Genomic DNA, 13734 nt, shown 5'->3' on the forward strand with positions numbered 1-13734 from the left:
GAAGTCCACTTTACCCAGAACATGCCCCGAACTCTGGCAAGAGCGCGGGGCATGTTGTGCGACGTACCAAGTCAGTAGCGAGGGCTAACGATTGTCCAGAACGTAATCGATAGCCTTGGTGAGCTTGGTGACATCCGCGGAGTCGATCGCCGGGAACAGGCCCACGCGCAGCTGGTTGCGGCCGAGCTTGCGGTAAGGCTCGACGTCGAGAATGCCGTTGGCGCGCAGCGTTGCGGCCACTGCGGCGGCGTCGACAGAGTCCTCGAAGTCGATGGTGCCGACCACCAGGGAGCGCTCGGAAGGCTCCGTCACGAAGGGGGTCGCCTCCGGGCGTGACTCGGCCCAGTCGTACAAGATGGAGGAGTTCTCCGTGGTGCGCTTGACCATGCCGTCGAGACCGCCGTTGGCGTTCATCCACTTCACCTGGTCCTCCAGCATGAGCAGCGTGGCGACGGCCGGAGTGTTGTAGGTCTGGTTCTTGCGGGAGTTGTCCACGGCGGTCTGCAGGTTCAGGAAGGCCGGGATGAAGCGATCGGAGGAGTTGATCTTCTCGATGCGCTCCAGCGCCGCCGGGGACATAGCAGCCAGCCACAGGCCGCCGTCGGAAGCAAAGCACTTCTGGGGTGAGAAGTAGTAGACATCGGCATCAGACATGTTGACCGGCAGGCCGCCGGCGCCTGAGGTGGCGTCGATGACGACGAGCTGCTCTGCGTTATCGGGGTTGGGGCGGCTGACCGGAACCATAGCGCCGGTGGAGGTTTCGTTGTGGGCCCAGGCGATGATGTCGGCGCCTTCGGCGTCGGCAGCCTTCGGGTCTGGGGCGGTGCCAACCTCTGCTTCGGTGACGAGCGGGGCGTCGAGCCACGGGGCGGCGGATGCGGCTTTAGCAAATTTAGAGGAGAATTCGCCGAAGCTTAGGTGCGCGGATTTCTTTTCGATGAGACCGAAGGTTGCGGCGTCCCAGAAAGCGGTAGCACCGCCGAGGGAGAGGATAATTTCATAGCCCTCTGGCAGTGCGAACAACTCGGAGAGTCCCTCACGGATGGAGCCGACGAGGTTCTTGACGGCTGGCTTGCGGTGCGAAGTTCCAATGATGGTGTCGGCACCGGCGGTGATTGCCTCAATTTGGGCGGGGCGGACCTTGGACGGCCCGCAGCCAAAACGGCCGTCGGTAGGGAGGAGATCTGCTGGCAGGACGAGTTCTGAGTTGCTCATGTGGGCAGTGTAGCCTAGTTTCGTTCGCGCACTAGATACTTTGCCAGGATTGCCAATGTTGGCAGAGTCACAAGTTTTGCTAAAGTGTGAAGAGGTTTAGTCTTGTTGCGCCGGCCTTGGCCGGCGTTGAACATTGAGGAAAGGAAAACACGTGGCATCTGAAAACAACAAGGTTGTACTGCAGTACCCCGGCGGCGAGTACGAGATGGACATTAAGCAGTCCACGGAGGGTGACTCCGGCTTCGATATCGGCAAGCTCCGTAACGAGACCGGCCTCGTCACCTTCGACCCGGGTTATGCGGCTACTGGTTCCACCGAGTCCAAGATCACCTTTATTAACGGTGAGGAAGGCATCCTCCGCCACCGTGGCTACGACATCGCGGATCTCGCTGAGAATGCCACCTTTAACGAGGTGTCCTACCTGTTGATTAAGGGACACCTGCCTAATGAAGACGAGCTGTCGAAGTTCAACACCGATATCCGTCACCACACCCTGCTGGATGAGGACTTCAAGGCCGCCTTCAATATCTTCCCGCGCGACGCGCACCCGATGGCCGTTCTTGCCTCTTCCGTTAACATTCTCTCCGCTTACTACCAGGACCAGCTCAACCCGCTGGATGAGGAGCAGCTGGATAAGGCAACCGTCCGCCTGCTGGCCAAGGTGCCGATGCTGGCCGCTTATGCTTACCGCGCATCCCAGGGCAAGCCCTACATGTACCCGGATAACAAGCTGAACGCGCGCGAGAACTTCCTGCGCATGATGTTCGGTTACCCGACTGAGGAGTACGAGGTTGACCCGATCGTGGCCAAGGCTCTGGATAAGCTCCTTATCCTGCACGCCGACCACGAGCAGAACTGCTCCACCTCCACCGTTCGCATGATTGGCTCCGCGCAGGCCAACCTGTTCGTCGCCATCGCCGGTGGTATCAACGCCCTGTCCGGCCCGCTGCACGGCGGTGCTAACCAGGCCGTTCTGGAGATGCTTGAGGATATCCAGAACAACCACGACGGCGATGCCACCGACTTCATGAACCGCGTGAAGAACAAGGAAAAGGGCGTTCGCCTCATGGGCTTCGGCCACCGCGTGTACAAGAACTACGACCCGCGCGCGGCAATCGTCAAGGATACCGCCCACGAGATCATCGAACACCTCGGTGGGGACCCGATGCTGGACCTGGCCATGAAGCTCGAGGAGATTGCGCTGAACGACGATTACTTCGTCTCCCGCAAGCTCTACCCGAACGTGGACTTCTACACCGGCCTCATCTACCGCGCCATGGGCTTCCCGACGGACTTCTTCACCGTCCTCTTCGCCATTGGCCGCCTGCCGGGCTGGATTGCTCAGTACCGCGAGCAGCTTGAGCTCAACACCAAGATCAACCGCCCGCGCCAGATCTACACCGGTGAGACCCTGCGCAAGGTCACCCCGCGTAGCGAGCGCTAAACAATAGCCCATACGCTGCATTTCTAGGGCCGAGCCCCACATCTCCCCTTATACTGGGGAGTGTTGTGGCTCGGCCCACGTGTATGCGGCCAGCAAAGAAGAAAACAGTCCAAGGAGGATAATCCCCAATGGAAAAGCCCGTAATTGAGCCGGCAACGGAGCCTGCTCCCCAGGACCTTGTCATCGAAGACATCGTGGTGGGTGACGGCGCCGAAGCCCAGCCGGGCGGCTTCGTTGAGGTCCACTACGTAGGTGTCGACTATGAGACGAACCAGGAGTTCGACTCTTCGTGGGGTCGTGGTCAGTCGATCGAGTTCCCGCTGACCGGCCTCATCGCCGGCTGGCAAGAGGGCATCCCGGGCATGAAGGTGGGCGGTCGCCGCAAGCTGGTCATCCCGCCGGAGAAGGCCTATGGCCCCGCCGGTGGTGCACACCCGCTGTCCGGCCGCACGTTGACCTTCGTTATCGACCTCATTCGTGCCTAAATCCAAAGCCTAAAGGAATGAAGGGATTGCCTCTGTCCTTCGGGCTGTCGACGCCCTGACCGTCCTGAGCGCCGCGCCTTGTGCGCAGTCGGTCAGGGCTTTGGCGCGTTAAGGGCTGTCCGTGCGAGTAGCGATGCCAGAATCTTGCCCCACAGCGCGCGGGAGTGCGGCACAATGGAAGTCATGAGTGTCCCACAAACCACGTTCAATGATGACCGCGAGATGCCCCTGCTGGGGCTTGGAACCTACAAGCTGCGCGGGGAGGATCTCGTCCGCTCCGTGCGTGAAGCAATCGAGCTGGGCTACCGCCACTTCGACACCGCTACCCTCTACGAGAACGAAGAAGAGCTGGGCCAGGCGTTGCATGACGCCATGAAGGCTGGCGACGTCACCCGCGATGAGCTCTTTATTACCAGCAAGGTTTGGCACGATCACCACGGTAAAGACAAGGTAGGCCAGGCCTTCCGTACATCCCTGGACAAGCTGCAGCTGGATTACCTCGACCTCTACCTCATCCATTGGCCCTGGCCGCAGGGCGGGCTGTACGTGGAGACCTTCGAGGAGATTGCCCGCATGCAGGGCATGGGGCAGATCGCGTCGATTGGCGTGGCTAATTTCTACGAGGAGACCCTGCAGACTCTGATCGATGAGACGGGTATCGTTCCGGTCCTCAACCAGGTGGAGTTGCACCCGGGCTTTACTCAGCCGGAGCTGCGTCAGTTCCACGACAACCACGGAATCGTGACGGAGGCGTGGTCCCCGCTGGCGCGCGGTGTGATCCTCAATAATCCCGAGGTCATCGCCGTCGCTGAGAAGCACGACATCACCCCGGGCCAGGCTGTGCTGGCGTACCTGTTGAGCAAGGGCATTTCCGTCATCCCGAAGTCCAGCCGCCGAGAGCGCCTAGCGGAGAACTTCGCGGCCGCGGAGGTGGAGCTTGTACCAGAGGATGTTGCCGCACTCGATGCGCTCGACGGTCAGGAAGGTTTTGGCCGCATGTTTAAGGATCCGCGTGAGTTCCCTGGCGCTTAAATAGCCGGGCACAGTCCCAGTGCGAGCGATAGAACCCGCCTTCCACGCTTTGTTTCTCCTTCACCATATTTTTCTTATTCCTTATAAATAGGGATAAATAGGGTAGAGGCGGAGCGGGGAAAGGCGGGTTTTCTTGCGCCTTCTGGCAGTGGGCATGCAAGGGGATTGAGGGGGCGCTGTGGGATGTCGCAAGAGCGCGAAGCTCTCCACAATGGCTGCGAAGTTTCGCTTTGCTAAATTAGATTCACTGTTTGGAGTTTCCTGTGGGGGTGTTGACAACGCGATAGAAATCCCATGTCATTGCGGGGGTAGGGGGTAATAAAAGTGTGCGTTATTAACTTTTCTTGGCAGGATTTACAACCTTGCAAGAGAGGTTAGGTAACTTACTGGGCAAGGCAAAACGTGACTGAAGACACTGTAGTTAGTCTCTCACCGCGGTTTGTGGAGAAAAGATTCCCTTGTAAGGAGAGCGACATGACTGACGCACCTGCTTCGATTGACTCGCGCCGCGAACCGACGCCGCAAGAGTTCGTCGAGATGCGCGATAGCTCGCAGTTTGCGAAGCTGCGCGGCACATACCGCAAGTTCACCTTCCCCATGACAGTGGCGTTCTTTCTGTGGTACGTCCTCTACGTGCTGGCCGCAGTTTTTGCGCCCGACTTCATGGCCATCGAGCTTGGCGGCGGTTGGAACGTCGGCCTTATCTTCGGCTTGGCTCAGTTCCTGACCACCTTCATCATTACGTACATCTACGTCAATTACGCCAACAAGAACATCGAGCCGCAGGCGGCGGCTATTCGCCAGGAACTGGAGGGCTAAACCATGCAGACCATTACCTTGGCCCAAGCGGAATCCTCCGCTGGCAATCCGATTTTGAACATTGCGGTCTTCGCCGCCTTCCTTGTCGTCACCATGTACGTGGTGCTGCGTGCCGGTAAGTCCACCAAGGAAGCCTCTGACTTCTACACCGGTGGTGGTAGCTTCTCCGGCCGCCAGAATGGCCTAGCTATTTCCGGTGACTACCTCTCCGCCGCGTCCTTCTTGGGCATCGTCGGTGCTGTCGCCCTCAACGGCTACGATGGCTTCCTTTACTCGGTCGGCTTCTTCGTTGCCTGGCTCGTCGCCCTGATGCTCGTCGCGGAGCCGATGCGTAACGTCGGCCGCTTCACCATGGCTGACGTGCTGTCCTTCCGCCTCAAGCAGCGCCCGGTGCGCGTGGCGGCCGCGATTTCGACCCTGTTCGTGTCGCTGTTCTACCTCATTGCCCAGATGGCAGGCGCCGGCTCCCTGGTTGCCGTGCTGTTGGACATTCACGAGTTCAAGTGGCAGGCCGTTGTTGTCGGCATCGTGGGCATCCTCATGATCGTCTACGTCCTCGTTGGTGGCATGAAGGGTACGACCTACGTGCAGATGATCAAGGCCGTGCTTTTGGTCACCGGCGTGGTTATCATGTGCATCCTGACCTTCGTCATGCTGAAGGGTGGCTTCAGCACGCTCTTCACCCAGGCAATTGATATGCACGCCAACTCCGCTGCTATCCAGGAGAAGGGTTACGAGGCCTCCCAGATCATGGAGCCGGGCCTGAAGTACGGCAAGAACCTCACCACCAAGCTTGACTTCATCTCCCTGGGTATCGCCCTCGTGCTGGGTGTTGGTGGCCTGCCGCACGTGCTCATGCGCTTCTACACGGTGCCGACCGCGACCGAGGCTCGCCGCTCCGTTACCTGGGCCATCGTCATCATCGGTGCCTTCTACCTCATGACCCTGGTTCTGGGCTACGGCGCTGCCGCCCTCGTTGGCCCGGACCGCATCCTCGCCGCACCGGGTGGCGCCAACGCAGCAGCACCGCTGCTGGCACTCGAAATCGGTGGTTCCATCTTCATGGCGGTCATCTCCGCTGTGGCCTTCGCTACCGTGCTGGCCGTCGTTGCTGGCCTGGCCATCACCGCGTCGGCCTCCATCGCACACGACGTCTACCACTCCGTTATCCGCAACGGCGAGTCCACCGAGGCCGAGCAGGTTCGCGTCTCCCAGATCACCGTGGTTGTCCTGGGTATCGTTGCCATCATCCTGGGCATTCTGGCCATGACCCAGAACGTCGCCTTCCTGGTCTCCCTGGCCTTTGCTGTGGCGGCATCCGCCAACCTGCCGACCATCCTGTACTCCCTGTACTGGCGTCGTTTCAACACCGCAGGTGCTGTGGCATCGATGTACACCGGCGTTATCTCCTGCCTGGTGCTCATCTTCCTGTCCCCGGCGGTCTCCGGTACCCCGACCTCGATGTTCCCGAACGCCGACTGGTCCATCTTCCCGCTGTCCTCTCCGGGCCTCGTGACCATCCCGCTGGCCTTCTTCGCCGGTTGGATCGTGTCCATCATGACCCCGCCGGACAACCTGGAAGAGCTGTCCGCCGAGATGGAGGTTCGCTCCCTGACCGGTGTGGGCGTGGAGGCTCCGGTGGACCACTAAGCGCCACCTCAAGCACTACATTCCAAACGGTAGCGGGTAGACTCTAACCTCGTGTTTTACCCGCAGCCTCGTTATAGGGCGGTACCAGCGCGTGCTGGTGCCGCCCTTCTGGCGTGCGTGCTCGGTGCCACGGCCCTTGTTGCGTGCTCGCCTGCGAATGAAGAAGACTCCACGGTGGGGCGCCCAACGCACACCAGCACGGCTACTCCCGGCCCCATCGCGCATAAGAAGGGCGATCCACAACTCGCGGCGGTAGAGGACACCGTGGGGCAATTCCTCAAGGGCGATGACGAGAAGTCAATCACGTACTACCGCATTGAGACAGGCATGCACATGGGCTCACCCACCGAGCACCAGCCGCGCTATGCGCTCAGCCTGATCAAGCTTTACATCGCCGCCTACGTGCTCGAGCACGGTTCCTTCGAGGACAAGTATCTAGCGCTGGACATGATTGCTGATTCTTCGGATGAGAGCGCCGGGAAGCTCTTTGAGAAGTACCCGCGGTCCATCGATGCAATCGCCAAGGAATATGGGCTGGACTCTACGTCAGCGGGGGAGGATTGGGGTCACTCGATGACCTCAACCTATGACGTGGTGCGCTTCATCGTTCAGCTCTTGGAAGATGATCCGACGCACCCAGTTTTGGTGGCGATGTCTCACGCCGATGCCGTCTCAGCCGATGGCTACCAGCAAAACTATGGCACCGCGAAGCTCAGTGACGTCGTGGGATCAAAATGGGGCTGGTCGGACAGTAAGGACCGACACTCTTCGGTGTCTTTTGGGGAGAACTTTGTTGTGGCTGCCTCCATCGAGGGCTCTGCCGAGGAGCTTACGTCCTACGTGCGCAAGGAAATCACGGGTAAGAACCTCGTGAAGGGAAACAACTTGAACAAAGAGGCGCTGGCCCATCCTGGCGCTAGCACCACGCGCTTGACGACGTCTACCGCTGCCCCCTCCAGCACCTCAAAGCCAGCGGCGTCTACAGAATCGCCGGCACCGGCGTCATCGACCACGTCGTCGTCCTCCAAGCCGTCTTCTTCGGCAACGAAGACAACGGCGGCGCAGTAGAAACCAGCGCCGCCGCGTGTTGATTAGCCCATGGACTTGCGCACGGTGTTGAGGATATCCACCGCGCCGCGCACCTGGTCATTGCTAATGGAGGAGCCGGCGATGGTGATGCCATCGCCGCTCACGCTGGAGCCGCGCCCGGTGGGATCCGGCAGGGAAACATTGGGCAGCGGGATGTCGTCAGGCACTGCCGGGATGTCCTTGACCTTTGGCGGCTCCACAGCACCATCGCCCGGGGTCCACTGGCCCCAGTCGTTGGCATAAACGGTGTTGATATCGCACGTTACGCCGTCGATAGTGGCTTGATTCTTGGCCTTCTGGTGGATGGTGGTGCGCGGGTGGAGCTTTCCGCCAGAGCCCCAGTCGTGCATCCAGTAGAACTGGCCGATGCGGTCGGCAACACACCAGTCGATGACGTTGTAGTTGCCATATACACCGGTCTGGTAGCTCGCGGCGCTCAGTGCTGCGGAGAAGGCCTTGAGGTAGGGGCGGATCTGGTTCTCGTACTGGGCGCGGGTGGGATTGTCATCGATGGCAATGTAGATGGGGCGCCCGGTCGGTCCGCCCGCAGCCTTGTGGATGGCGATGGCCTGCGGCGCATGGACTGCGGCGCCCGCAGCGCCGTTGAGCCAGTCAGCAGTTTCCGCGCGTCCAAACTGGTAGATGGAGGCGGTCTTGAGGCCTGCCGCTGCGTTGGCCTTGGTCTCCGCCAGGGTGACAGGCTTGCCCTTCATCCATTCGGCGCCGGGGCGGCGCTGGGATACGTAGCGGATGGCGCCGAGGTGGCCGGCTGCCTTGATGGCGCGGGCGGAAGGAACACCGGCAGAGAAATCGATGATGGTGCCCAAAGCTGGGCCCACGGCGAGAGCGGCGGGCGCCTGGCTACCGATGGCACCGGCGGCCAGCGTGAGGGCACCGGCCTTGAACAGGGAACGACGGGACAAGGACATGGTGTGAATTCTCCTTGGGAGGCGGTGAAGAAGAAAATTTCCGCAATCACTTTAGTCACAATGGTTAAAAATTGCACCAGGGGTGGCATTTGCTGGGCGCGACGACAATCCTCCTTGCCCGAAGTTCCTTAGGGCTCTGTCGTACGGAACGTGACGTTAGTGGGATTTTCCACCGTGCGGGAGACGGTGCAGTCCTTTTCTTGGGAGATGCGCACGAGGCGCTCCACCATGGACTGGGCCTGGCGTCCGGCGTCGGTAGCGGGAAAGCGGAGGGAGAATTCCACGTCGACGTCGCTCAGTCGCGAGGCCCCGTCTTCGTCGACGCGGGTGCCTTCAACGTGGACGTCGAAAATCTCCGGCTCTGTGCGGCGCGAGGTGACCACGTCGATGTCCACGGCCGAGCAGCCCGCCACGGCGGCGAGCAGCAACTCAACTGGGCTGAGTAGTCCCTCAGCGCGGCCGAACTCGAGGCTGATTCCTTCGGCATTCGTGGCGCGGTAGTGGCCTGTATCGATGCGGGTGACGTCGACGGAGTATTTCTTGGTGATGTTGCTCATAGCGTCATCCTAGTGATGGTGGGGGAGCCGGGTAGCGGGGGAGGGAGCCGAGATTTGCAAGCCTTAACCGCGTCGTGGTGAGCGGCGGAAAGGTCAGGTAGGTCAATTTGCAAAGTTATCTGATGGGGGCGGGGCTGTGACTCACGTCTCTTTAGATCGGTAATAGTGGTGCAAACAATTTTTCGACCCAAAGGAGTAGTGGCTATGGAAACCGTGGATGCTCGTGACTGGCTAGACAAGCTCGTCGCCCTCACGCACCAAGAGAAGCCTGGCGTGGAAGACGTGGAGAAGGTTTTCGAGCCCGGGGGCTTCTGGCGGGATCTTGCTGCGGTGACGTGGAACCTGCACACCGCCGAAGGTTCGGAAGCCATCGCCGCGATGATTGCTGGCACCGACGCTGCGCTCGACAACCCGGAGATAACAGAGGTCGAGGACGAAGGCAATGGCGTGACGCGGGTCCACTTCACGTGTGAATCTGAAAACTTCTATGTCACCGCCATCGCGCGCCTGCGCGACGCTAAGGCCTGGACCTTCCTCACCTCCGCGCGCGAGTTGAAGGATTTCCCGGAGCCTAAGGGGCGCCGCCGCCCGCTGGGCACGGAGCACAAGGTGGTCAAGGACGCTAAGAACTGGGCGGACCTGCGGGAGGAGCGCCGTGCGGCACTGGGGCATACGGAACAGCCCTACGTCCTCATTATCGGTGGTGGCCAGGGCGGTATCGCGCTCGGGGCGCGCCTGAAGCGCCAAGGTGTTCCCACGCTTATCGTCGATAAGGCGGGCCGCCCCGGCGACCAGTGGCGCGGCCGCTACCACTCGCTGTGCCTGCACGATCCCGTGTGGTACGACCACCTGCCGTACCTCCCCTTCCCGGATGACTGGCCGGTGTTCACCCCGAAAGACAAAATGGGGGATTGGTTGGAGCACTACGTGGGCATCATGGACTTGGATTACTGGACCAATAGTGAGTGCGTGAAGGCCTCCTTCGATGAGTCCAGCGGCACGTGGAAGGTCACCGTTCGCAAGGACGGAGAAGAGATTCTTCTGGAGCCCACGCAGCTGGTTTTGGCCACGGGTATGTCCGGAGTTCCGAATCGTCCCCACCTGGAGGGGCAGGAGAACTTCGCCGGGGAAATCCGGCACTCCTCGGAGCATCCGGGTGGTGCGGGCGATGAGGGCAAGGATGTCATTGTGCTGGGCGCGAACAACTCTGCTCACGACATCGCCGCGGACCTCTACGCGCACGGCGCGCGGCCAGTCATGATTCAGCGTTCGTCGACGCACATCGTGCAGTCGGATACCCTGATGAAAGATGTCTTCGGCCCGCTCTACTCGGAAGAAGCCGTGGAGGCCGGTGTGGACACAGATAAAGCGGACCTCCTCTTTGCGTCCTGGCCCTACGCCGTGCTTCCCGACGTCCACCGTGAAGTCTTCGATGGCATCCGTGAGGCCGATAAAGACTTTTATGACGGTTTGGAGAAGGCCGGCTTCCAGAATGACTTTGGCGATGACGGCTCGGGCCTTTACCTGAAATACCTGCGCCGTGGCTCGGGCTATTACATCAATGTTGGTGCCAGTGAGCTGGTCATTGATGGCTCCATTCCGGTGAAATCTGGTGTGTCCATCGCTGAGGTGAAGGAGAAATCCGTGGTGCTGACGGACGGCACCGAACTACCCGCCGATGTCATCGTGCTGGCCACTGGATATGGTTCCATGAACGGCTGGGCCGAGCAGTTGATCTCCAAGGAAGTCGCCGACACCGTGGGCAAGTGTTGGGGCTTGGGCTCGGATACCACCAAGGATCCGGGTCCGTGGGAGGGCGAGCTGCGCAACATGTGGAAGCCCACGCAGGTTCCGCAGCTGTGGTTCCACGGCGGTAACCTGCACCAATCGCGCCATTATTCGCGCTACCTAGCGCTTCAGCTTAAGGCGCGCTATGAGGGGATGGATACTCCGGTCTACGAACTGGCGCCGGTGTACCACACCTCTTAAGGCAGACGAGCGCAGGCAGGAGCCTGCGGAAGTAGATGGCAATGCCATGAGGAAGCTAAAAGGCGGGTAGTCATTTAAAAGGAAATTCACATTGTGGTCACGCGGTCGCAAACTCCGGGCCATAATCTTTCCTTGTCTCTGTCGGTTGTTCCATGGCTTAAACCATGGAACAACCTCACTACCTCGTTTAGATAGGAAGATCTATGACTGCTCGCCGCGTGCTCGGCACCCTGGTCACCGCCTCGGTGGCCGGTACGTTCCTCGTCGTCTCTGCCTCTGCTGCCGAACCTTCAGAAGGCCTGGGCTCGCGTTTTAGCATCGGCGTGCTGCCGGATACGCAGTTCTACTCCCGTTACTCCACCCCGGAGACCGGCAACTTGGCCCAGGCGCGCTACGGCAGCGAGCCTTTAAGGCGCAGGTCGAGTGGTTGGTGAAGAACCAGGAAGCGCTCAACATGGACTTCGCTACGCACCTTGGTGACGTGGTGGACCAGCCGGACGTCGACGGCGAGTGGAAGGTTGCCGATGAGGCCATGAAGGTCCTCGACGGTTCCGACCTGAACTACTCCATCCTGCCGGGCAACCACGACATGATTGAGGATAAGTCAGCGCACCCGTACAACGACCACTTCAGTGCCGAGCGCGCCAAGACCGCCAACCCGGAAACCTTCCAAGAGCGCCACACCGCGGTCAATAACGACTCCGAGTACCACATTTTTGAGGCCGAGGGCCAGAAGTACCTGGTCCTGGCGCTGGGCTGGCGCGCTGACGATGCGGCGCTAGAGTGGGCGCAGGGCGTTCTCGATGCCCACCCGGACCTGCCAGTCATCCTCACCAGCCACGAGGTTCTCAACATCGATGGCGCCGGCGAAGTCTTCTACTCCGAGGACTACGGCAAGGGCCTGTGGGACAAGTTCATCAAGAAGAACGACCAGATTTTCCTCACCATGGGCGGCCACCACCACGGCGCGGGCTACCGCGTGGATAAGAACGATGCAGGCCACGACGTCATCGGTATCCTGCAGGACTACCAGATGGCCTACCAAGGCGGTAACGGCCTGCTCGGCGTGCTTGAGTTCGATCTCTCCGGCAACGAACTGGAGATGACCGCCCTGTCTCCGTGGGTGGCGCAGAAGCCGGCGAAGGAGCTCACGCAGTTCGACAAGCTCATCCTCGACGGCAAGGGCGATAGCTACCACGTGCCGCTCAACTTCAAGGAGCGCTTCGCTGACTTCGCCCCGGAGTGGACCATCGGCGATGAGAATGACCCAGACCTTGGCCAGAAGGCCCGCGACATCGCGGAGGAAGGATACACCCCGTACACCATCCCGAAGGATCAGCTTCCGGAGGGCCCGAACGACTTCGTGAAGTCCGACAAGACCGTCTTCCACTGGCGCCCAGGTCAGACCAAGAACAAGGAAGGCAAGCAGCTTGCCGACGGCGACGTGGCCACCGAGGGCGCTGTCATTCCGGATGCCTTTGGTGCTGATGGCGCTGGCGACCTCGTTCGCGAAGGCGGTCCTTCCAACACGGGTGAGCGCATCACTTACACCAAGGATCACCACCCGCTGTCCTCTGATTCCGGCTCCCTCTACTGGTCCGACCCAGCCGGCAAGGCTGCGATGGCGGAGTTCCGATCCAAGGAAGGCGCTGAGATCAACAAGGTCGATACCTCCGCGGGCTACACCTTCGAGTCCTTCGTGAAGATTCCGAAGGATTTCAACGGCTCTGAGCACGGCTGGGGGAGTGCGCTTTCCCGTGACTCCAGCATCGCTGAGCTTGTCGACGGCTCTGATGACACCGACCCCACCGTCATGTTCGGCATCTCCAACCTGCGTGAGCTGCGCTGGTGGGCAGAGCCCAAGGAAGGCGAAGGCTCGACCGTGTGGTCCCACGAGGTGCCCACCGATGAGTGGATGCACATCGCCGTGGTGAACAAGCCGGATTCCGACACCGTGGAGATGTTCATCAACGGTGCACCGATCCTGCGCAACGCCAAGGGTGCCGAGGGCCTCCTCCCGCGCGACCTGCAGTGGGTCATGGGCGCTGGCTTTGATAACCGCAAGCCGCAGGACCCGTGGTACGGCTGGATTGGTGAGACCCGCCTGACCCAGGGCGTTCTGGACTCCGACGAGTGGCTCACCGCCCGCCCGGCCGTCCAGAAGGACCCGTCCGAGGACGACAACACGCCGTCCCAGCCGACGGATCCAACCGACACGAATGAACCTTCCATCGACGACATGGGCCAGGCCTTCTTCGCCGGCTCCAGCCGTGGTGCGAAGGTCATCCTGCCCATCGTCGCTGTCATCGCAGTCCTCGGCGGCGCGGCCTATGGCCTCATCCCCACCATCAACCGCGTCTTTGGCCTGAACATCCCGCAGCCTCCGCTGCCGAAGATTCCGGGCCTGAACTAGCGCTCAGCCCACGAACCTCCGTCCCCCGACTCACATTGAGGCGGGGGTTTTCTGGCTCTTCCGGTTTTGGGGTGCGTAGTGGGGTGAGGTAGAGCTCGACGGGTTCGGCGGG

The 13734-nt window shown here is 60.8% G+C and carries 12 protein-coding genes; 9 read left to right on the top strand and 3 right to left on the bottom strand.

The window, feature by feature from the left end; all coding sequences use genetic code 11:
* Positions 1–84: 84 nt before the first annotated feature.
* Positions 85–1215, bottom strand: coding sequence for a phosphoserine transaminase (gene serC, locus HMPREF2993_RS06055; RefSeq protein ID WP_070701520.1), 1131 nt, complete (start codon positions 1213–1215; stop codon positions 85–87).
* A 151-nt stretch (positions 1216–1366) separates the two neighbouring features.
* On the opposite strand from serC, the gene HMPREF2993_RS06060 reads away from it, so the two are divergent.
* The 6 genes from HMPREF2993_RS06060 (at position 1367) to HMPREF2993_RS06085 (ending at position 7713) form a co-directional block, all read left to right on the top strand.
* Positions 1367–2659 carry a citrate synthase gene (locus HMPREF2993_RS06060; RefSeq protein ID WP_082254410.1) on the top strand — a complete coding sequence of 431 codons (1293 nt, stop codon included), beginning with the start codon at positions 1367–1369 and terminating at the stop codon, positions 2657–2659.
* 128 nt (positions 2660–2787) lie between these two features.
* Positions 2788–3144: an FKBP-type peptidyl-prolyl cis-trans isomerase gene (locus HMPREF2993_RS06065; RefSeq protein WP_010187736.1), complete on the top strand. Its 357-nt coding sequence runs from the start codon at positions 2788–2790 to the stop codon at positions 3142–3144.
* Between the two features lie 174 nt (positions 3145–3318).
* Complete coding sequence (locus tag HMPREF2993_RS06070; RefSeq protein WP_070510483.1) at positions 3319–4176, top strand: aldo/keto reductase; 858 nt, start codon at positions 3319–3321, stop codon at positions 4174–4176.
* Positions 4177–4650: 474 nt separating this feature from the next.
* The gene (locus HMPREF2993_RS06075) at positions 4651–4995 is read left to right on the top strand and encodes a DUF485 domain-containing protein (RefSeq protein WP_046647301.1); all 345 of its coding nucleotides are present in this window, start codon (positions 4651–4653) and stop codon (positions 4993–4995) included.
* A gap of 3 nt (positions 4996–4998) precedes the next feature.
* Positions 4999–6645: a solute symporter family protein gene (locus tag HMPREF2993_RS06080; RefSeq protein ID WP_070679494.1), complete on the top strand. Its 1647-nt coding sequence runs from the start codon at positions 4999–5001 to the stop codon at positions 6643–6645.
* A 51-nt stretch (positions 6646–6696) separates the two neighbouring features.
* Positions 6697–7713 carry a hypothetical protein gene (locus HMPREF2993_RS06085; RefSeq protein ID WP_070517032.1) on the top strand — a complete coding sequence of 339 codons (1017 nt, stop codon included), beginning with the start codon at positions 6697–6699 and terminating at the stop codon, positions 7711–7713.
* A gap of 23 nt (positions 7714–7736) precedes the next feature.
* Here the strand turns inward: HMPREF2993_RS06085 and HMPREF2993_RS06090 are convergent, their stop codons facing one another.
* The gene (locus HMPREF2993_RS06090) at positions 7737–8663 is read right to left on the bottom strand and encodes a DUF1906 domain-containing protein (RefSeq protein WP_070701522.1); all 927 of its coding nucleotides are present in this window, start codon (positions 8661–8663) and stop codon (positions 7737–7739) included.
* Between the two features lie 128 nt (positions 8664–8791).
* The gene (locus HMPREF2993_RS06095) at positions 8792–9220 is read right to left on the bottom strand and encodes an OsmC family protein (protein WP_070701524.1); all 429 of its coding nucleotides are present in this window, start codon (positions 9218–9220) and stop codon (positions 8792–8794) included.
* Positions 9221–9424: 204 nt separating this feature from the next.
* Here HMPREF2993_RS06095 and HMPREF2993_RS06100 point away from each other — a divergent pair, with 204 nt between their 5' ends.
* The 3 genes from HMPREF2993_RS06100 to HMPREF2993_RS06105 all read left to right on the top strand — a co-directional run bounded on the left by HMPREF2993_RS06100 (position 9425) and on the right by HMPREF2993_RS06105 (position 13622).
* The gene (locus HMPREF2993_RS06100) at positions 9425–11209 is read left to right on the top strand and encodes a flavin-containing monooxygenase (RefSeq protein ID WP_070701526.1); all 1785 of its coding nucleotides are present in this window, start codon (positions 9425–9427) and stop codon (positions 11207–11209) included.
* Between the two features lie 203 nt (positions 11210–11412).
* Entirely contained in the window at positions 11413–11643 is a 231-nt protein-coding gene (locus HMPREF2993_RS13860) for a hypothetical protein (RefSeq protein ID WP_246822378.1), read from the top strand.
* Complete coding sequence (locus HMPREF2993_RS06105) at positions 11640–13622, top strand: LamG-like jellyroll fold domain-containing protein (protein ID WP_246822379.1); 1983 nt, start codon at positions 11640–11642, stop codon at positions 13620–13622. The genes HMPREF2993_RS13860 and HMPREF2993_RS06105 overlap by 4 nt, the downstream gene beginning before the upstream one ends.
* Positions 13623–13734: the final 112 nt, after the last annotated feature.

Source organism: Corynebacterium sp. HMSC068G04 (genome assembly GCF_001814885.1).
Classification (GTDB): domain Bacteria; phylum Actinomycetota; class Actinomycetes; order Mycobacteriales; family Mycobacteriaceae; genus Corynebacterium; species Corynebacterium hiratae.